This is a genomic window from Palleronia pontilimi, from assembly GCF_016412875.1.
Lineage (GTDB): Bacteria > Pseudomonadota > Alphaproteobacteria > Rhodobacterales > Rhodobacteraceae > Palleronia > Palleronia pontilimi.
Genome location: NZ_JAEKPD010000031.1, coordinates 1 through 19,719, shown reverse-complemented (window position 1 = coordinate 19,719; position 19,719 = coordinate 1). Strand labels below are relative to the sequence as shown.

Annotated in this window: 20 protein-coding genes and 1 pseudogene; 13 read left to right on the top strand and 8 right to left on the bottom strand. The window is 58.0% G+C overall.

The window, feature by feature from the left end:
* Nucleotides 1-167: 167 nt before the first annotated feature.
* The 8 genes and pseudogenes from ILP92_RS17830 to ILP92_RS17800 all read left to right on the top strand — a co-directional run bounded on the left by ILP92_RS17830 (nucleotide 168) and on the right by ILP92_RS17800 (nucleotide 9,596).
* Nucleotides 168-893, top strand: a complete 726-nt coding sequence (locus ILP92_RS17830) for a hypothetical protein (protein WP_198917769.1) — start codon at nucleotides 168-170, stop codon at nucleotides 891-893.
* Between the two features lie 241 nt (nucleotides 894-1,134).
* Nucleotides 1,135-1,466, top strand: a pseudogene (locus tag ILP92_RS18645) (arsenic resistance protein); the annotation flags it as partial.
* A gap of 508 nt (nucleotides 1,467-1,974) precedes the next feature.
* Nucleotides 1,975-2,916 (top strand): agmatinase, encoded by a 942-nt coding sequence (gene speB, locus ILP92_RS17825; RefSeq protein WP_198917768.1) that lies wholly within the window; start codon nucleotides 1,975-1,977, stop codon nucleotides 2,914-2,916.
* Entirely contained in the window at nucleotides 2,916-4,286 is a 1,371-nt protein-coding gene (locus tag ILP92_RS17820) for a YjiH family protein (protein WP_198917767.1), read from the top strand. Before speB ends, ILP92_RS17820 begins: the two co-directional genes overlap by 1 nt.
* Entirely contained in the window at nucleotides 4,286-4,705 is a 420-nt protein-coding gene (locus tag ILP92_RS17815; protein WP_198917766.1) for a universal stress protein, read from the top strand. Before ILP92_RS17820 ends, ILP92_RS17815 begins: the two co-directional genes overlap by 1 nt.
* Complete coding sequence (locus ILP92_RS17810; protein WP_198917765.1) at nucleotides 4,706-6,295, top strand: 5-guanidino-2-oxopentanoate decarboxylase; 1,590 nt, start codon at nucleotides 4,706-4,708, stop codon at nucleotides 6,293-6,295.
* A 150-nt stretch (nucleotides 6,296-6,445) separates the two neighbouring features.
* Nucleotides 6,446-8,923 carry an FAD-dependent oxidoreductase gene (locus ILP92_RS17805; RefSeq protein ID WP_198917764.1) on the top strand — a complete coding sequence of 826 codons (2,478 nt, stop codon included), beginning with the start codon at nucleotides 6,446-6,448 and terminating at the stop codon, nucleotides 8,921-8,923.
* A 358-nt stretch (nucleotides 8,924-9,281) separates the two neighbouring features.
* Entirely contained in the window at nucleotides 9,282-9,596 is a 315-nt protein-coding gene (locus ILP92_RS17800; protein WP_198917763.1) for a hypothetical protein, read from the top strand.
* A gap of 270 nt (nucleotides 9,597-9,866) precedes the next feature.
* On the opposite strand, the gene ILP92_RS17795 is transcribed toward ILP92_RS17800, so the two are convergent.
* The 3 genes from ILP92_RS17795 to ILP92_RS17785 all read right to left on the bottom strand — a co-directional run bounded on the left by ILP92_RS17795 (nucleotide 9,867) and on the right by ILP92_RS17785 (nucleotide 11,994).
* The gene (locus ILP92_RS17795; protein WP_198917762.1) at nucleotides 9,867-10,505 is read right to left on the bottom strand and encodes a LysE family translocator; all 639 of its coding nucleotides are present in this window, start codon (nucleotides 10,503-10,505) and stop codon (nucleotides 9,867-9,869) included.
* A 160-nt stretch (nucleotides 10,506-10,665) separates the two neighbouring features.
* Entirely contained in the window at nucleotides 10,666-10,986 is a 321-nt protein-coding gene (locus ILP92_RS17790; protein ID WP_198917761.1) for an H-NS histone family protein, read from the bottom strand.
* A gap of 771 nt (nucleotides 10,987-11,757) precedes the next feature.
* A complete protein-coding gene (locus ILP92_RS17785) occupies nucleotides 11,758-11,994 on the bottom strand; it encodes a YdcH family protein (RefSeq protein WP_198917760.1) in 237 nt (78 codons plus the stop codon).
* Nucleotides 11,995-12,149: 155 nt separating this feature from the next.
* On the opposite strand from ILP92_RS17785, the gene ILP92_RS17780 reads away from it, so the two are divergent.
* The gene (locus ILP92_RS17780; RefSeq protein WP_198917759.1) at nucleotides 12,150-13,082 is read left to right on the top strand and encodes a hydrogen peroxide-inducible genes activator; all 933 of its coding nucleotides are present in this window, start codon (nucleotides 12,150-12,152) and stop codon (nucleotides 13,080-13,082) included.
* A 12-nt stretch (nucleotides 13,083-13,094) separates the two neighbouring features.
* On the opposite strand, the gene ILP92_RS17775 is transcribed toward ILP92_RS17780, so the two are convergent.
* Nucleotides 13,095-13,511, bottom strand: a complete 417-nt coding sequence (locus ILP92_RS17775) for a cytochrome d ubiquinol oxidase subunit II (protein WP_198917770.1) — start codon at nucleotides 13,509-13,511, stop codon at nucleotides 13,095-13,097.
* A gap of 110 nt (nucleotides 13,512-13,621) precedes the next feature.
* On the opposite strand from ILP92_RS17775, the gene ILP92_RS17770 reads away from it, so the two are divergent.
* Nucleotides 13,622-13,801, top strand: a complete 180-nt coding sequence (locus tag ILP92_RS17770; protein WP_198917758.1) for a hypothetical protein — start codon at nucleotides 13,622-13,624, stop codon at nucleotides 13,799-13,801.
* A gap of 411 nt (nucleotides 13,802-14,212) precedes the next feature.
* Here ILP92_RS17770 and ILP92_RS17765 read toward each other — a convergent pair whose 3' ends face one another.
* Nucleotides 14,213-14,743 carry a DUF6428 family protein gene (locus ILP92_RS17765; protein WP_198917757.1) on the bottom strand — a complete coding sequence of 177 codons (531 nt, stop codon included), beginning with the start codon at nucleotides 14,741-14,743 and terminating at the stop codon, nucleotides 14,213-14,215.
* 74 nt (nucleotides 14,744-14,817) lie between these two features.
* Here ILP92_RS17765 and ILP92_RS17760 point away from each other — a divergent pair, with 74 nt between their 5' ends.
* The gene (locus ILP92_RS17760) at nucleotides 14,818-15,126 is read left to right on the top strand and encodes an ArsR/SmtB family transcription factor (protein WP_198917756.1); all 309 of its coding nucleotides are present in this window, start codon (nucleotides 14,818-14,820) and stop codon (nucleotides 15,124-15,126) included.
* Nucleotides 15,127-15,419: 293 nt separating this feature from the next.
* Here ILP92_RS17760 and ILP92_RS17755 read toward each other — a convergent pair whose 3' ends face one another.
* Complete coding sequence (locus ILP92_RS17755; RefSeq protein WP_198917755.1) at nucleotides 15,420-16,001, bottom strand: hypothetical protein; 582 nt, start codon at nucleotides 15,999-16,001, stop codon at nucleotides 15,420-15,422.
* Nucleotides 16,002-16,390: 389 nt separating this feature from the next.
* Here ILP92_RS17755 and ILP92_RS17750 point away from each other — a divergent pair, with 389 nt between their 5' ends.
* Nucleotides 16,391-16,990, top strand: coding sequence for a nucleotidyltransferase domain-containing protein (locus ILP92_RS17750; protein WP_198917754.1), 600 nt, complete (start codon nucleotides 16,391-16,393; stop codon nucleotides 16,988-16,990).
* Between the two features lie 404 nt (nucleotides 16,991-17,394).
* Nucleotides 17,395-18,339, top strand: coding sequence for a toll/interleukin-1 receptor domain-containing protein (locus ILP92_RS17745; protein ID WP_198917753.1), 945 nt, complete (start codon nucleotides 17,395-17,397; stop codon nucleotides 18,337-18,339).
* Nucleotides 18,340-18,365: 26 nt separating this feature from the next.
* Here the strand turns inward: ILP92_RS17745 and ILP92_RS17740 are convergent, their stop codons facing one another.
* Together ILP92_RS17740 and ILP92_RS17735 are read right to left on the bottom strand one after the other, a co-directional pair.
* A complete protein-coding gene (locus ILP92_RS17740; RefSeq protein WP_198917752.1) occupies nucleotides 18,366-18,875 on the bottom strand; it encodes a hypothetical protein in 510 nt (169 codons plus the stop codon).
* A gap of 293 nt (nucleotides 18,876-19,168) precedes the next feature.
* The coding region (locus ILP92_RS17735; RefSeq protein ID WP_198917751.1) for a hypothetical protein at nucleotides 19,169-19,719 on the bottom strand (551 nt) is incomplete at its 5' end.

The window sequence follows — 19,719 nt, the reverse complement described above, 5'->3', positions numbered from 1 at the left end:
CGGTAAGAAAACGGTGCTTTCTGGCCGTGTCGAAAACGATCCTTTTCGCCGGCGACAGAAACGCATGAGTTTTGACCAGATTCGGTGGTTGCTCGGCCCAACGTTTTCTATGAACTGTCGCCGGTCGATGGTAAAAATCTGGATCAGGTCGACACCGAGGCGCGCCGATGTTCTGGAAGAAGAAACCACCTCCGGAGACACACGAACCGGTTCGCTCGGAACCGCCTGCCGCGCCACAGCCGAAGACCCCTACCGAGAAACTGAACGAGGCCGCCAGCACCTTGGCTGCCTCCCTGATTGCCTACTCTGAAGCGGCCTATCGCGCCTCTCAGCCCGGCCCCGATGCGGAGCTTCAGGCCGCCTACGACAAGGTCGAGGCCGCGCACAAATTAGTGACTGAGGGGCGCATTGCCTATGCCCTGGGGCGATGTCTGCCCGAGCACGTGAAGTACTGGCCCTCCTGGATCAAGCAGGATGACTTCGAGAATTACGTCGGCTTCGCCGCCACGGAAATAGCTGCGACTGAGGAGAAGGAAGAGGACGGCTCACGCAATATCAAAGTCAAGACAATCGACTTCACCTTCAATGACGGACACTATCGACTAATCCTCCGGGACCGGGGCATGTCCTACGCACCAGACGACCCCTACCGCTTAGGCGAAGTGGAACTTTTTACCGAGATTGAGCGCGTCGCCAAGCTCGAGATCGTGGAAGACATCTCGAAAGAGTATTCTCAATGGGAGTTCAGCGAAGTGCGGGCGCTCAAGGTCGGACCATGGATGCAGGACCTGCTGGACATGGCGACCCAGATCGAAGTATCGCGCCGCCGAAGAATGGATGAATTCCAAGATGAGCGCGCAAGAGAGGCCGCGCGGGATATTGACCTTGGCTGACGCGGGGCCGATCCGCTAGGCCACAAACGGCCGTTTTTGTCCCTCCCCAAGAGGGCTTGCATCTTCAGAAGGTTAGCCGGGTTTGAACCCCAAGGCAAAACCCACGTAGTTCTTGCACGTTTTTGGCTGTTCGCGAGAGCGGCCGTTCGCTGCAGCACGTCGAAGGCGAAGGTCGGGCTCTAAGCGGATCTCGGATGCACCGCAGCAAGTTGGTTGGTCACCTCGTCTAGACACGTCCGCTTTAGGCGCGACAGTGGTCATCTTGTTCGGCCTCCAGGGGCATGGCTTCTGGATCGGCCGCTGATCATTGCACTGATCGCGGTGCCGATCTTGATTTAGTCCTACAGCATCTTTGCCCTGGCTTATGCCGCAGCGTTCATCTGGCGCGTTCCAAATCGGATCGCAGCACCATGCGCCCTTATCGGGACATCGAATTTCTTCGAGCTCGCTGTCGCGGTCGCCATCAGCTTGTTCGGTCTGAATTCTGGGGCGGCTTTGGCAACCGTCGTTGGGGTCTTGGTTGACGTTCCGGTCATGCTGTCGCTTGTGGCATTCGCCAATCGAACCAAGTAACGCTTCGGGGTTCGTGAGGCAGCCGATCAATAAGTGGGCCGTGCCTGGCAGAGTGGATTCCTCGGCGGTATCATAGCGGAAGCCGTACCTTGCTCGAATTGCACCTTCGGCGCTTCCAGCCCCAAGCCGCCATTCAACCCGCCGCCACGGCAAGGCCATACCCTGTCCTGTACGGACACTTGCCAGCTTGGTGCGTGCGACAATTCCGCTTGATTTAAACGCCCTGCATACTTAATTGAATTTCCCGTGCTATATATTCGCTCTCTTCCCTTAACGTGCCCCCCCTTGGCGATCATAGGCGATACGCTCACGAGGTGAACCCGCCGAGCATCGGGTGAAGTCGCAGATCGCTGTCGTCAGCGTCCTCCGCTACGATCGGGTGTAGACGGATTTGACCGCGAAGAGGCATGTCTGCTGAGAATAATCCTGACTGCCAGCGAATTTCACGTTGGCAGTAGGATTTCGTCAGCTAGTTTTAACGTATTCGTGAGCAAATCGAGGGAACGCGATGACACGTAACCAGCCGCTGTCGGGCAACGATATGCCTCGGTTCGCAGGCCCCGGCACGATGATGCGTCTGCCTTCGGTGACCAGCGCCGAAGGCTGTGACGCCGTCTTTGTTGGCATTCCAATGGATATCGGGACGTCACATAGGTCCGGCACGCGCTTCGGTCCCCGTCAGATCCGGGCCGAGTCGACCATGCTGCGACCGTATAACATGTGGACAAAATCGTCGCCCTTTGACCGGATGCAGGTTGCCGATATCGGCGATATAGCGACAAACCCTTTCGATTTGCTGGACAGCGTCGCGCGGATCGAGTCGGCGTATGATGCGATACTGGCACACGATGCGATCCCGCTGGGACTGGGCGGCGACCATACGCTGGCTCTGCCGTGCCTGCGCGCCATCGCCCGCAAGCACGGGCCCGTCGGATTGATCCATGTGGATGCCCATGCCGACATCAATCCCAACATGTTTGGTCGCGAGATTGCCCACGGCACGCCGTTCAGACGCGCGGTCGACGAAGGATTACTGGATTGCGAACGGGTGATTCAGATCGGGTTGCGCGGCACCGGCTATTCCGACGCCGATTTCGACTGGCCCCGCGACCAGGGCTTCCGCGTGGTGCAGGCCGAGGAGTGCTGGCACAAGTCGCTGACCCCGCTGATGAAAGAAGTGCGCGCCCAGATGGGGGACGGTCCGGTCTATATGAGCTTCGATATCGACAGCCTCGACCCAGCCTTTGCGCCCGGCACCGGCACGCTTGAGATCGGCGGCCTGACCACCCACCAGGCGCTGGAGATCATACGCGGCGCCGATGGATTGAATCTGGTGGGCTGCGATTTGGTCGAGGTCTCGCCTCCCTACGATTTCGAGGGAACGACCGCGCTTATCGCCGCCAATCTGCTCTACGAAATGCTCTGCATCCTGCCGAAAGGAAGATCGTGATGGCCGACACCAGCACAGACGTCAACGGCTCCCACGGCGCAAGCGGCAAGACCTGGGCGAAGTTCCTGATCCCGTCCACGCTGGGTGCGACTTTGTTCCTGTTGCCGGTGCCGGGCGGCGACACCTGGACCATCCCCTTCGGGCTGATGATCGACTTCGTGAACAACAACTTCGGCACGCTGGTGAAATACACGCTGCTGGTGGTCACTGTTCTGTCGGCGATCCTGTCGGTCTGGTACAGCTATGGCCCCGCCAAGCCCGAAATCGGTACGCTGCGCCGCCATCTGCGCGGCGACGCGATCTGGACGATCCTCAGGGTGCTGGGGGCCGTCTTCACGGCGGCGTTCATCTTTTCCATAGGCCCGGAATTCATGACCTCGGATGCCACCGGGGGCGTCGTTGTCGCGACGCTGATGACCAACCTGCTGGCGCTCTTTGCCTTTGCGGCCTTCGGATTGCCGCTGCTGACCGATTACGGGTTCACCGAGTTCGTCGGCGCGCTTTTGTCAAAGGCCTTCCGCAAGCTGTTCCAGCTGCCCGGACGCTCGGCGGTGGACGGTCTTGCCTCGTGGCTGGGTGGCTCGGCGCTGGGGGTCATGCTGACGACGCAGCAATACGACAAGGGCGTCTACACACGGCGCGAAGCCGCATCGGTGGCGTGCACATTCTCGATCGTATCGCTGCCGTTCTGCTACGTCATCGCCAAGCTGGTGGGGCTCGCCGACGTCTTCTTCGCCTATTACGGATCGGTCATGCTGATCGGATTCGTCTGCGCGCTGATCATGCCACGCATCCCGCCGCTGACCTGGATCCCGCAAGAATACCACGATGACACGTCGGACCATACCGACACCACCGTGAAAGAGGGCGAAAGCCTGGTCCATGCGGGCACACGTCTGGCGCTGGACCGCGCCCGCGAGGCACCAAATTTCCGCAACTTCCTGAAGGCCGGGATCGACAATCTTGTGTTCATGTGGTTCGCGCTGGTGCCCGCCACTGTAGCCATCGCCATGATCGCGATGATCCTGGCCGAGTACACGCCGATCTTCGACTGGATCTCGGCGCCGTTCGTGCCGATCCTGAATTTCGCGGGCGTCGAAAGCGCGGCCGAGGCCGCCCCCAGCCTTGTCGTCGGATTTGCGGATATGTACCTGCCCGCGTTGATCGGTGAGTCCATTGAAAGCAAGGAAACGCGCTTTCTGATCGCCATCCTGTCGGTCAGTCAGCTGATCTACATGTCCGAAGTGGGCGCGATCCTTCTGCGCTCGAACCTCGGGCTCAACCTTGGGCACCTTGCGCTGATCTTCGTGATCCGAACGATCATCGCGACACCCATCGCCATATTCCTTGCACGCGTGGTGGTCTTCTGATGCAGGTCAATACAGTTCTTCTTACCGTCGATGTCAGCGCGGATCATGACCGGACCGAGCTGTTTTCCGAAGCGGCCCGATTGGGCGAAACAGGCGCGCGCATCGTTGTCCTGACCGTCGTGCCCGAGATGTATCTGGCGACCGCGACCGATCCGACAGGGACGGTCGCGAAGATGGAAGAGCACGCGAAGGCGCAGCTGGAGTCGGTTATCGCAAAGTCGCAACTTGCGGGGTCGGAAACCCGCGTGGGCTACGGACCAGTTGCAGGCGTGATCCTGGACGTCGCCGAGGAAATCGGCGCCGACAAGATCCTGATCCACGCGCGGCGCCCGGGACCGGCCAGCTATGCGCTGGGATCCGTTGCGTCGCGCGTGGCCAACCACGCCAAGGCATCGGTTCTGGTGATCCGGGATCGTTAGATGCCCACCACCGGCGAGGTTCTGCCCCAACTGATCGAAGCGATGGGCATCGACACGATCTTCGGTATTCCGGGCGTTCATACGGTCGAGCTTTACCGCGGTTTGCCGCAGACCGGGCTGCGCCACGTCACCCCGCGCCACGAACAGGGCGCGGGCTTCATGGCCGACGGATACGCTCGGGCCAGCGGCAGACCGGCGGCCTGTTTCATCATCTCGGGTCCCGGCATGACCAATATCGCGACCGCCATGGGGCAGGCTTACGCAGATTCGGTGCCGATGCTGGTCGTCTCAAGCGTGCTCGCGCGCGCGCATCTGGGCCGTGGCGAAGGGCGGCTGCACGAATTGCGCGACCAATCCTCGTTGGTCTCGGGCGTTGCCGCCTTCAGCCAGACGGTCATGGATCCCGCTGCCCTTGCCCCGATCCTGTCCCGCGCGGCGGCGACCTTCTCGTCCGCGCGCCCGCGCCCGGTGCATGTCGAGCTGCCGCTGGATATCATCACAGCCGAAGGATCGCCCGGCGCGATCACGGCTCCGCCCGCAAAGCCCGCGCCTTGCCCCGATGCCATCGACCGCGCGGCCAACGCCATACGTGCCGCGACCCGGCCGCTGGTCATCTTCGGCGGTGGTCTGGCGGGCGATCCGGACGCCGCGCGTGCGCTGGCCGAAGCGATCGGTGCCCCCGTGGTTCCCACCATCAACGGAAAGGGGCTGCTGCCGCCCGGCCACCCCCTGCTGGTCGGATCGCTTCTGCCCGAACGCCCCGTTCTGGACGAACTTACCGCCGCCGACGTGGTGTTGGCGCTTGGCTCTGAACTGGGCGAAACCGACACGCTTCTTTTCGGTGGCTATCCCGAGATTTCGGACACTCTGATCCGCGTCGATATTGATCCGGACCAGATGACGCGCACGGCACCCGCCGACATCGCGATTTTGTCCGACGCGGCAGCCGCTGCCCGCGCGTTGGCCGACGCATTGGGCAGCCCCGCCCAAACCGACGGAGCACAACGGACCACAACGCTCAGACAAGCCGCCCTCGACGGTCTGGACCCGTCCTATCTGGCCCATGGAAGGATCTTCGACCGGATCGCCAAGGCGTTTCCCGGCGTGCTCATCGCGGGCGACTCCACCCAGCCGGTCTATGGTGCCAACCTGACCTATGATCCCGCACAGCCGCGTTCCTGGTTCAATTCGGCCACCGGGTTCGGTACACTTGGTTACGGGTTACCCGCCGCTTTCGGGGCCAAACTGGGCTGTCCCGACCGCCCCGTGATGTCCCTGATCGGGGATGGCGGCATTCAGTTCACCCTGCCCGAGCTCGCCACCGCGGTAGAGCTGAAGTTGCCCGTGCCCGTCCTTTTGTGGAACAACCGCGGCTATGGCGAGATTGCGTCCTATATGCGCGACCGCGACATTCCCGAGATCGGCGTGCACATCCATACGCCCGATTTCCAGATGCTGGCGCGCGGCTTTGGCGCACGGGCCACGACGGCAACCACACTTGACGATTTGATCGCGGCTCTCGAGAGCGCGTTCGCCGCCTCTGGTCCCACGGTGATCGAGATCGACGATGACCATGCGCGACACTGGTGACAGCCCGCACCCGACGCCGACGCATGCCCTGGTCTGTCGGGTGACACCAAGGGCGACAAATCCTAGGACGGCGGCGCGGCCGTCAGGATAAATCAACGAAACCAGCAAGGCAGTCTCATCACTTTGTCCTCCATACTTCGCATCGCATGTTTGCAGGGACCGGCGCAGACCGACCGTCCCGATATACTGGCCGAGCTGTCAGCCTCGGCAACCTGCGCGCGGCAACAGGGCGCAAACCTTCTGGTCTGTCCCGAAATGTATCTGACCGGCTATGCCATCGGCCCCGGCCCCATCTCCGCGCTGGCCGAGCCGCGCGACGGCCCCTTAATGGATAAGGTCCGCATTATCGCGCGGGACGCAGGTATCGCCATTCTGACCGGCTTTCCCGAACGGGACGGCTCGGCGATCTACAACACCGCCGTTCTGATCGGCGCGGACGGATCCGAGATCGCGCACTACCGTAAGACGCACCTTTTCGGCGACGTCGACTGCACCCAGTTCGCCGCAGGCCCCACGCCCCCCCCGGTCGTCGACTTCGCCGGACTGAAGGTGGGTTTGCTGATCTGCTATGACGTCGAGTTCCCCGAAAACGTCCGCGGCCTTGCCCTGCGCGGAGCCGATCTGGTGCTGGTGCCAACCGCACTGATGCGCCCTGCGGAAATCGTCGCCGAAACCGTCGTCGTGGCACGCGCTTTCGAAAATCAGGTCTTCCTGGCCTACGTGAATCGGTGTGACCACGAAGCCGCATTCGACTATTGCGGTCTCAGTTGCATTGTCGGCCCCGACGGCCGGGTGTTGGCCCGCGCCGGATCCGAGGCCGAAATGATCTTTGCCGACATCGACCCCACTGCCCTGAAGCAGATCCGTGGCGAAACCTCGCATCTGGCCGACCGACGCGTCGCGCTATACGCAACGCTCACAGAAGATCCGAAGTCCCCGAAGGATAACCCCCGCATGACCCACGCCGACGATACCGACGACACACTGACAATGCTGTCGCCAGATTTCCCCTTTTCCTACGATCGCTACCTGACGCATCCCGCCGGGCTGGGCCATGTTCCCGACGCGCGCCTGGGGACCGAGGTGGCTGTCATCGGCGCGGGCATGGCCGGGATCGTCGCGGCATACGAGCTGATGAAGCTGGGCCTGAGGCCCGTGATCTACGAAGCGGTGCGCATCGGCGGCAGGTTGCGGTCCGAGCCGGTTCCGGGTGTCGACGACATGGTGGTCGAACTGGGCGGAATGCGGTTTCCGCCGACCGGCCGGGCGTTTTTCCACTATCTTAACAAGGCCGGCGCCGAGACCACCGGCTTTCCCAATCCGTTGTCCGACGCCACGCCCAGCACGATGATCGAGCTTGGCGGCGAAAAGCACTACGCCAGGACTGCCGCGGACCTGCCCCCGATCTTCGCCGAAGTGGGCGAGGCGTGGACCCAAGCTCTGGAGGACGGCGCATTCCTGTCGCAGATGCAGGACGCTTTGCGAGCCCGCGACACCAACGCCATCAAGAAGCTGTGGAACGATCTGGTGCCCGATCTGGACGGCCAAAGCTTCTATGGCTTTCTGGCCCGTTCGGATGCGTTCGCGCGCCGCGATTTCCGCCACCTGGAGGTCTTCGGACAGGTCGGCTTCGGGTCAGGCGGCTGGGATACCGATTTCCCGAACTCGATGCTGGAAATCTTGCGCATCGTTTATACCGGCGCCGACGACGACCACCAGCTGGTCAAGGGCGGTGTCGAACAGGTGCCAAATTCCATCTGGCGCCACGCGCCCGACCAGATGGCGCATTGGCCGACGGGCACCACACTGTCTTCCCTTCACAACGGTGCGACGCTGGGCGAGGTACGCAAGATCCGGCGCGCCGACGACGGTGGCATTGCCATCACCGACCGTTGGGGCAATGCGCGCCACTTCGCCGCCGCTGTCGTCACCTGCCAAAGCTGGCTTTTGTCGACCACCATAGATTGCGACGAGACCCTGTTCGACCAGACCATGTGGATGGCCATGGAGCGGACCCACTACATGCAATCGTCCAAAACTTTCGTGATCGTCGACCGTCCGTTCTGGAAGGAAACCGACCGCATCACCGGGCGCGACCGGCTCAGCATGACCCTGTCAGACCGCAAGACACGCGGCACCTATCTGCTGGATTTCGGAGACGACCGGCCGGGCGCGATCTGCCTCAGCTACACTTGGAACGACGACGCGATGAAATGGGTCACACTGCCGATCGACGAACGTGTCGACCTGATGATCGACAGCATCGAAAAGATCTATCCCGGTCTCGACATCCGCTCCCATATCATCGGCGACCCGATCACCGTCAGTTGGGAAAACGACCGCTATTTCATGGGCGCGTTCAAGGGCAATCTGCCTGGCCACTATCGCTATCAGCGTCGGCTATTCAGCCACTTCATGCAAGACGACATGCCCGAGCGCCGCCGCGGCTTGTTCCTTGCGGGCGACAGCGTCTCCTGGACCGCCGGCTGGGCCGAGGGGGCGGTCACGACCGCACTGAACGCGGTCTGGGGCGTCCAAAAGCATTTTGGCGGTGCTTCGGCCCCGGACAATCCCGGCCCCGGCGATCTCTGGCAAGACCTGCAGCCCCTTGATCTTGAAGCTGATTGATTTTGCACACCCTGAATATAAGATCGAAGGCCAGGATCTATTCACCATTGCAGTATGCATCGCGCGGAAATTCAGCAATGCGAAAGACCTCTGCTGAGCAAAGCGCAAACATGGGCTCTTTCGGCCCTTAGCCGACTTTCAGCCCTAGCTCAGGATGCTGCAGCGCAGCCCTCGGAAGCCGCCGTTCGCTACGCTTTCGAGTCCAAGCAGCCTTCGGAGTTCGGCGGTGCGGGACTTTGCCGCCGTTGAACGTCAATGTCTAGATGTCCGCTTGCGAGCCCACATCGACTACACTGGCTGCCTCAATCTTGCCGAAGACCTAGATTAAGAAAGTTGTGGAACTGGATTGAGGCACGCGATGAGCGATCATAAGCACGAAATTCATGGAATTATGTGCGGACATGTGCACACCAAAGAACGCCCCCTTAGACTGATCGAACATGGTCCAGAGGGGCAGTGGGACTTCATGTGCGGTGAGACTGACCACGACACTCATGAAGCGGTAGATGCGGCAGTTGTCGTTTGTAAAGGCCGTGCAATGACTGGCTATCTTTTGCCACTCAAGGTGCAAGAATTGCCTGCCAATCATATTGCAGAACTCAATGCACATACGGAAAGCTGGAGCGTCCGAGAGATGACCGCCGAGGAGATTACAGAATTCAACGAGGATTGAGCGAACCAAGAAGCGAAAGATGTTGAATTCTAAGTTACTCAAATTCTTGATTCAACTGGATGTCCTCCGAAACAGCCATTCGTGCACACTGCAGCATTGGTCACTCTGGGCTCTAATCCGGTATTCGCCGCTCGGATCACGAATGGCCGCTGTTAGACAAGACCCCGCTGCCACAACCTACCGGCCGAAAACGGTCCCTTTGCAAATGGCAGAACCGTTTGAGTTTTAGCACATCCTGCATTGCGGAGAAGGTCAGGAACGAGCTTATACCTACGAGGTTCGTCGCAGCGCAGCATAGGCGATTGATCCGCCCAAGCCCATGAAGATTAAACTGAAGGCATAAGAGATCGACTTTTGGCATCGTCGGTATACCCGAATTGCGACGTCAGTCGAAAATAGCGTCGCAGTGATCGAATGTAGGACCACTCCGAGAAAGCCGCAGATCACGACGACCACGGCCAAGAACCAGTCGGGCGCCGTAGCGGGAATAAAAGCTGTCATCACCGACCCGAAGAAAAGCGCCGCCTTGGGGTTCGTGATGCTGATAATGATGCCTGACTTGAACGATTCCTTCAACGCTCTGTCATGTGCCCTGGCTACAATCATGGTGTCGTCATTTTTTCTGGCGGCTCTTAGGGCTTTAAGTCCTAGCCAGACCAGATAAGCAGCACCGGCCAGCTTGAGTGCAATCATGGCTTTTGGAAACAACTCAAACAGGACCGCGACCCCTAGAGCCGCGAAAGTCGCCCAAATTATTGCACCACATGCCAACCCAAAACCGGTTGCTAAGCCGTGGGCGCGGCCAAGGGTCAACGATGCTGTTATCACTGCGAGCATATTGGCGCCGGGCGTAAGCCACGCCGCGATATTCACGATAATTATTGTTCCAAGCGAAAGGGCGATGTCCATCGAGCAGATCCTTTTCGTCAGACGTTAAACTCTGCATGGATGCTTTTCCAATATCAGCTTAGTCTCGCAGTCCGGACATAAACCCTTGCCACAACTCGTTCGCCAAAACGGTAGGTTCTGGCGCAGCCATAATCACGCGTCAGAACCCATCCGCCGCGTGCTACTTGGAGATAAGGAAGTCTTCCAAGGGTTTGCCTGCCTCAAGCCACTCCTTGATCCACGCTGGCTGACGGCCCCGTCCGCTCCAGGTCACTGATGGGTTCTCGGGATGGCGATACTTGGGAGGGCTTATTGTCTTGGAGGGTTTCTGTTTTCCGGTCAGCTCGGACAGCGAAAAGCCCATCTCTTTGGCTTTGGCTTCGACGGCAGCAAGTGCATTCTGCCTCTGGCGCGTTTCGTACGTACCGATTGCCTTGGTCACATCCCTCTGGAGCTTTTTCAGCTCATCAAGGGACAGCTTGCTTAGATCAATGTTTACCATGTTTTCCCAGCCTCATAATTTGATACCGACATAGTAGCAACGGCGATACCGCAACGCTACATCTTGTGTAAATATAAAATTGATGAGGTTCATTATGTAATAATGATGCGGCCAAAATGATCCTGATCGCCAGTGACAGAAACGCCTGAGCTTTGGCACATCCTGCGCTGCGGAGAAGGTCGGGAAAGAGCCAAATTGACCGTGGCTGGCCGGGTCAAGTTTTTATAGGGTGGCGCCGATAGCTTCGAAGTGGACGGCTCATACTGCCCATCTATGGAACTCGCAGGTTCCGGTGAGCGGCCATCCGGACCGGCCGCTCGCCGCGAGCGCGCAATCGACGCATGGTTCGAGGGCTGGGATCGCAGATCGTGCCGAGACGGAATGACAGGCACTCAGTCGGTGCAGGCACTGACGTTTTTCTTCAGCAGGAACTTGAGATACGCAGCCTTCTCTCCGCGCCTTCGAGTGCGATAATTGGAGGCGCGGAGAAGAGATCCGACTTTCGAATTGCCGCATGCCCGACATAAGGATGTCGATCTTCGATGGGAGGGGCATGCTGCCCCTCTCCTTGGATTCAGGGGGCGCCGGTCAATGCACTCCGGTCTGAGTTGGACGATGACGGAGAGGTCTCCGCCGTCCGGTATGTGGGCTGCCGCTATCGGGGCCGGTATGGTCGTCTCCACAGAGGGCATCCTTCATGTCCTCGAGGTCGGTGCTGTGCAGTCGGCTGAGCCCGGTGTTTTGGTACAGAAAGCGGAAGAACATCGCGCTTCAAGCCGCCGGAAAGAGCGAGGAATGGGTGTTCGACCGACGCAATAGCCCATCGAAGCGCGCAATCTCGTCCTTCAGGCGCAGACGCTCGCGCTTCAACGTCTGCAAGGTCATGCTGCACGGGGCTGGCCTGCGCAATTCAGCATATATGCGCGCGCTCAATTCGCCACGGCGTCGGTGCAGGTTCTCGACCCGGGCCATGATCGAGGGTCTCTTCCTGGCGGACGTCACTTTCATCTCTCGGTCTCCCTTTCTTGATTGTGCCAAGCGATCATCTGCGATCGCACCTTCGATATGGTCAGGCAGAGCGATTAGAAGAACAGGGAAATTCCTGAAAGTTTGATCGTCTTTTCCTATATTGTACGGGTCTCCCGTTTCATCGAGGATGCCGCATGCCCGCCGATTTTACCCTCAGGCAGCTGACCTATTTCCTGGCACTCTGCGAGGCGCGCCACTATCGGCGGGCCGCCGAGCGCGTTGGCGTCAGCCAGCCGTCGCTCAGCCAGCAGATCGTGGCGCTGGAAGAGGCTCTGGGCCTGGAACTGGTCGAGAGAGGCCAGCGCGGTGCGGTTCTGACTCCGCACGGACGGACGATGCTTGAACAGGCGCGCCGGATCGTGGATGAAGCGGATACCTTGCGCGCGCTTGCTCAGGACGCACGCGAGGGCTTCGGCGGGACGATCCGGTTTGGCTCCACCCCGACACTTGGCCCCTACCTTCTGCCCCATGTGATGCGACAGCTTCACCTGTCATATCCAGCCCTCAAGGTGATCGCGCGCGATGCGACGCCTCTCCAGCTTCAGGAAGAGCTGATGGCGGGCCATCATGACCTTATCCTGACGCAGCTTCCGGTGCCGTCTGCCGATGTCGAGACCAGGCGCCTCTTCCGCGAACCTCTGCACCTGGCCATGGCGCAGGATCACCCGCTGGCGGCCCGGCAGGTCATCGCACCATCGGATCTTGCCGGGCTTGACGTGATCGGCCTCTCGGACGCCTATCGTCTGCATGCGCAGGTGGAGGCTCTTTGTGACGAACTCGGCGCGAACCTGCGGCGCGACTACGAGGGCACGAGCCTCGATGCGGTACGCCAGATGACGGCGCTCGATATGGGGGTGAGCTTCCTGCCCGCACTCTACGTTCGCTCGGAAGTTTCGGGCGAAACCGGCGACGTCGTGATCCGATCGTTCCGAAAGGGTCGGGTCACGCGCTCAATCGGGTTGGTTTGGCGGCGGCGCGCGGCACATCGGGATCTCATCCAGCGCATGGCCGATCTGATCCTCGATGTCGTCCGCGACCGCTTCGCCGCGATCGTCCAGATCGAATGAGGTCGGCGCGAGTCAGTCGTATCGCAGCTCGGTCGCCTTCCCGCGGAAGATCACGTAGGCCAGCACCGAGTAGGCGATGATCGTCGGGATGACGAAGCAGGCGCCCACAAGGATGATCCTCAGGCTTTCCGGGGCTGCTGCGGACTCGTAGATCGTCAGGCGCTCAGGCACGACATACGGATAGAAGCTGTAGGCGAGACCGAGATAGGCCAGCGCGAACACCGCGCTCGAAACTGCAAAGGAAAGCCAGTCGAACCGGTCCCCCGCGAAGGGCATCCGCTTGAGCATGACCCAGAGCGTCGCGACGAGCGCGGCTGAGACCAGAAGCAATGGCGCGACCCAGAAGATCTCGGGGACCCCGAACCACTTGTCGAAGATGCGGTCGCTGACGAGTGGTGTCGCAAGAGACACCGCCCCGACCCCCGCCAGCGAACGACTGTGATCAGCTCGACAGTTCCGGCGATTTAGCTTCGGCCATTAAGGGTTCACTAACGATGTCAGGGGGATGCTGACATCATGCCAACCGCCACGAGAATAGCATGACTGAAACCGACTACATGATCGATGTGATGAACCGCCTCATCGAAACCGCAAACGAGCTCGGTCTGCCCGACTTGGCTGACGCAGCGTTCGGACTGAGGCGCAGGATGTCCAACTTATTCTCTGAAGCCGGTGCATCGGGGGAGATCAAACATGATGGGCCTCACGGCGCGATCTAATAGGTGATGTACGTGATGGATGTTTAGCGACTACGTGGACCTTGCGGGAAAAGCCCATCGAAGCGAGCAACGTTTGGCGCAGGTATCTTGCCAGGCGACGGCCCGCCCCGAAAATAAATGAGTATGTCCGAAAACTTAGCTCTGTGCAGTTCGTGGCGCATGATGAGCATTTCAGTGGCTCGAAGAGCAAGGTCAGCTCCGAGCTCGTAGCAGAAGCGGCCGGATTTCGCTGCACTTGCACGCAGCAGATTTCTTGCCGCATGGCGGCAAAAATCACGCCGCAGTGCGGCCGGGAAGTCGGTTGTTCATGCCCTGCGCAGCGATCTCCAGAAGAGCGACGACTGGTGGGCGGGACGAAGCTACCGTTCTCGGGTGAGCCATGAAAGTTAGCATTTGACGACGCACCAGTCCCTATGCGCAACACGGACTGATGTTTTCTCGCAGCCTTTCCACAGGGCAACAGGTCGATTTCCTTGCCGAGGTCTTCGGGCGGCCGCTACACTCGTCATCGCCACCAATTTCAAGTCCGACCCTCTTGGCCGGTTTGCACACGGCTCGCAAATTGCCGAGCACGATGATAACGCGCTTTCCACGAAGCTCGAGATGACGCGGCGACATCAGCCGCAGTTCCGTGTTGTTGTGTCCAAACTCGATCATCAGCGATGCGCTCGCCAGCTCTGGCATCACTGCGAGGCATTTGGCGACAATGCTGCTGAACTTGCCAACGCTCATATGAGTCTGTCCTTGCCCGTCGAGAATCTGCAGTCTCGCTTCCGACCAAGTCTCAACGTTTCCTCCACAGTCGATACCTTTTGAGAAAGAGTGTCTGAGTTCGGTGACTTGGTAACCCGGGGAAATTTCACCTTCCGCGGTCTCGAATACCAATGGATGTGAAGGTTCTTGACGTTCAAGCTCCTTCAGGAGGTCAAAAAGAGTGTTCATCACAGCCTCTATCATTTCACCAATTCTTGGAATATGATACTGGCCGACACAGATACTTCAAGATAAATTGAAATATGAACTCAGAAGACGCCGCGCCGCTGTTTGGAGTTCTCTCGAATTCTGATCGTCTGGATGTAATCCGGGCTTTGGTAGAAGCGGGACCGGACGGCATGAGTGCCGGTGCCATTGCACGCAAGATTGGGGCCAGCCCGTCGAGGGCATCGTTTCATCTGGCCGCGTTGTCGGAGTCGGGCTTCGCGATAAGAGAACGGCGATCCCGAAGCCTGAATTACTGTGTCAACTTCAAGACAATTGGTGCGCTGATGATCTTCCTGATGGAGGACTGCTGCCAGGGAAGTGCCGAGTTGCGGAACTGCTGCTAAATGGCTGGCCGGTATCCCCAACAGCGGTCCAGGTCCCGCAACCGCCATTCCCGCGCTGCGCGGAACCATGCAATAAGGGCTCCAAGCGGACTTGCGGCAGCGCAGATAGAAGGGTTCGTTGCCGGTTGGGCTGAACGTCGCTTCCGGCCCAAAGCGGCCGTTGCTGATGTGGTCAAGCGCTGCAGTGCAGCTTCCCCAAACCGGACTTTCGCGGCACTGCCGAAACAAAGACCAAATCGAATTTACGGATCGCGGGACGAAGCGGCCGTTTGCGCCTCATGATGAACGGCAGCTTACTGAATTGGAGGGGTTCGCCAGTCACCTCCGGTACTTAGCCATTCCATAAAACGTGCTCGCTGCTCATTCGCCTCCACATTTGGAATGACATCCCGCGGATCTTCGCTCAGAGAGTATGCCATCCCCTCCAAGAACCACATGGGCAGTCGAAGCGCGTCCCGAGGCCCTCCATAGTTTTCGTTTTGCCAATGATGGATCAGCTCATGGCGGATGATATGGGGGACCCAGCGGTCGCCTATCAACAAGGTGCGCGCGCCCCAGAAATACTGGGCAGCAACGGTGGCGTTGGTAAATCGAGCAAGGCAGTCTCGCGTGCTGCAAAACAAGACGGTCAGTTCAGTTTCAAATGGGCTTAATTCACCTGAGACAAAAGAAGTTGCGTCTGCAATCAATTCCATCGCCTCTTCTTGGCGACTGACATCATCGAGACATAGTATCTCCGAAACGCATGTCAGACCGAACATCTGAGGCGCAAGTATCCTAATCGGCTTATAGAAGATCGCACCGGCGACAGTGACAGCAAGAATGAGAGACGCTGATATCCAGGCGAACTTTCGGAACAACCCATTGTCTCCCATCCAAGATCATTTAATCAAGGAGGTGGGTATGGCTAGTTGCTTTCGCAAGATAAAGAGCACAGCATCGGAACCGGACACTCATGCATCGTGCAGCATCGTTCAATATGGGCTCGAAGCCGACCTAGCAGGCAACGCAGCATCGATCGCAGCCGGAGCCAGAAGTTAACCGCTCGCGGCCCATTCCTGCCTTTCATCGACAGGTCAAGATGCTGCGGTCGCAGCCCGCCTTGCGGTCATTCGCTGCATCTGCAAACTTGAGCCATCGGCGAACTAGTAGAGTGCGGGACTTCTGAGACATTCACGCCAAAAGAACGGATGGCGGCTTTTGTATAATCCCTCCACTATTGTTAGACGTTTCGTATCTCCGTGACGATTGGATGCCAAAACCTATGACACCACCCGACGAGAATGCTTGGGATGCTTGGTCTCCTGAGCAGTTGGCAGCCAAGCTTAACGGTGTAGATGCCGATTGGTACATCGTGGGAGGATGGGCGCTCGATCTTTGGCTCGGTGCGCCGCGTCGAGAGCACGAGGATTTGGAGTTTGCAACGACTCCCAAAGATGCGCCCATAATTGCTTCCTACTTAAAAGACCTGACTTTCTTTGAAGCCAAGAAAGGACAATTGCGCAAATGCAATCTCAAGAGTCATGTAGATACCGATACATGGCAATTCTGGGGGGCCGATTTGCAGGACGCCCGATGGCGCGTGGACATGATGATGGAACGGGGAACTTCGACGATATGGAGTTACAAACGGCATCCCAATTTGAAGCAACCACGCGACCAAACAATAAAAACTACTGCTGAAGGTATCAGGTATTTGGCTCCGGCCAATGTGCTTCTGTTCAAGGCCAAACATTGCAGGGCAAAGGATGAGGATGACTTTGAGGCAGCGTTGCCAAAACTGACCACCAAAGATCGCGTAAACCTGCGCGATTGGCTGGCTTTATATCATCCAGATCATAAGTGGCTGCATCGTTTGCAATGACCAAAAGCGGTCCTTTGTCGTTGTTGCAACATCGGTGAGGTTGGGCTCTCTGCCGCCGTTGGTATCATGGAAGCATCAGACCCGCGCGGCACGTCGACACTCTGTACTCACGGCCCATACCTGCCATTCATCCAGTCAGGTCATCGCTGCACCGCAGTCCGTCAGACCGGACTTTCGCTGCGGGTGCAGTGAAAGGGCTCAAGAGAACCCACAGACGCGGACAAAGCCAGCCTTCGCCGCAAATGCCCCGGTGTCTAGATCGGCGAACTCTGCCAAAAAATGGTCCTTTTTACCGCAATGACACCCCCTATTTCGTGGCAACGTCGGGGAAGAGCACCTAATCCACTGTCGGCCTCAGAAAAATCGGATAAACAGCACCCAGAACAATATCATGTGGATTTGCGATGCCATCAGTCTTCTTTTCTTACAGCCATGCCGACGAGGCACTTCGCGACCAGCTCGAAAAGCAACTGGCAATTTTGAAACGCCAAGGTTTGATCGAGACATGGCATGACCGGCGGATTGATCCTGGCCAAGAGTTTGGCAGTGAGATCAACATTCACGTTGAGAAGGACGACATCATACTTCTTCTGATCAGTTCCGATTTTCTTGCTTCTGACTATTGCTACGAAAAGGAGATGTTGCGGGCGATTGAGAGGCATGACCGCGAGGAAGCAATCGTCATTCCGGTTATCTTGCGTGATTGTCTTTGGCATGACACTCCGTTTGGCAAAATTCTGGGAGTTCCAACCGATGGGAAACCAGTCACGCAGTGGCCCGATAGAGATCAGGCGTTTCGGGAGGTCGCCCAAGCTGTTCAGAAAGCTGCAAAGCGACTTGGTGGTTCACCGCAATCCCCGGCTTCATGTGAACCGACCAATCAAGTTTCACCTTTGATGACCGAACCTGGAATGAGATCAAGCAATCTCAGAGTATCCAAGTCATTCACAGACCGTGATCGTGACGCCTTTCTCCATGAAGCGTTCGACTATATGGCCAAGTATTTTGAGAATTCTTTGAACGAACTTGCATCCCGCAATCCAGAGATTGAAGGGACATTTCGACGTATCGATGCCAACAGGTTCACAGCAGTCTGTTATCGCGGGGGCAAGAAAGTCAGCGCGTGTACCATTTTCATGGGATCAGAACACCTTGGTGGAATTGCGTACTCAGGGAGCGAGAACGCTGCTACCAATGGCTACAACGAGCAGCTTACGGTAGAAGCTGACGATCAAGCCTTGTTTTTGAAGAGTCTGGGAATGGGGTTTGGTCGCCAAGAGGGTTCTAAGCTCACATTTGAAGGTGGCGCTTCACTTTACTGGGACATGCTGATCGAACAACTGCAGTAGGATCCCTACCTTCGACAATATTTCGATCAAGATTGCGAAATCTGCGTAGAGTTGTTGTGGCGAAAGATCACGGGAGCTAGGCCAGTCTCGGGATCCGTCTCGTTGAGGACAATTTTCCAAGATCTAAAAATTGCTTCAACGGGTGATCTACTAGGAACGGTGCCGGTCAGCGGAAAGTTGATCTTGCTCTTTATGGGGCGTCGAGACTGAGACGCGCACAAGCCATAGGCACCATTCCACATTACTATGTCGCCAATTTCGGGGGAGGCGTAAACTCCCATCTGGATATCGCCAGTAGGGTCGATAACCAGCTTCCAGTCTTGGCCATAAGAAAGGCAGAGGTCAGATTTGTGCTCCACATAGTAAACACTGAACAAATCATCACCCTGGTCGTGCATTGTAGCGAAACCAAGATCCTCCTCGAGTTTAACAACAAGCATGGCCAGTTCCGCCCCTCTGCCAAAGTTGCAGAGACCGATTTCTCCCACTTCGAAGTCAGCCATGGGTTTGAGGGTTGTTGAAAAGAGAACTTCCATTGATTCACCTCAGTTGACTGTATGTTTTGCGGAAATCTACATCCTGCCACAAAGCTAACGATAAACATCTGTTCGCGTCATGCTAAAGCGCATCCAAAAAATTGACACGCGGATCATTTGGGCAAAAATCTCTGACCCATAACTGCCGTTCGGCTAACAAACCCGATATCACGGTGAGGCTCGTCAGATCGAACTTTCGCCGCAAAAGCGAAAACTATGGATTGCCGCCGAAGGGGTGGTATCCGAATGCCCTTAACCGTCCATCAATCCCGGAGATCCTCAAATTAATGGCGTTAAAGCACTTCAAGGCTCGTGAGCAGTTGCCTGGCGTATTCATCTGCCGCGTCCCTTACACTGCTCGCTGTGACCAGAACCAGCCACAGGACTCCAGAGACGACATAAGCAACCAAAAGGTAGACCGCCGGCGGCCCTGGAAGTTCCCCCGAGAGAAGAAGGTCGCGGGAGTCATATGCCACAAAGCAGAAGCATCCTATGAGCAGTGCAAGCCCCGCAGATTTTAGGCCATAGAGATTCCGCCGAAACCCGTAGGCTGTGTTTTCTTTGAACAGTAGCCCGAACCTGGAACTGTCGCGGGTGTTTGCCAGAAGGTAACGCACCACGGATTCGTACTTTGCGTCTGCTTCCTTTGGGCTGGCTTGCTCTTCTTCAGGGGACGGCATATTCATACCCTCAATGAGGGCTTCTGCCCGGTTGTGGTACCGCTTTTTCGTATGGGCATCGACAGTCTCATCGTTATGCCGGAGCATCAGCTTTGATGGATACCCGCCCCACTGCGCCGTGAGCGACTTCTCGACTTTCTTGCCCTGCCGCCTTGCGAGGTCTG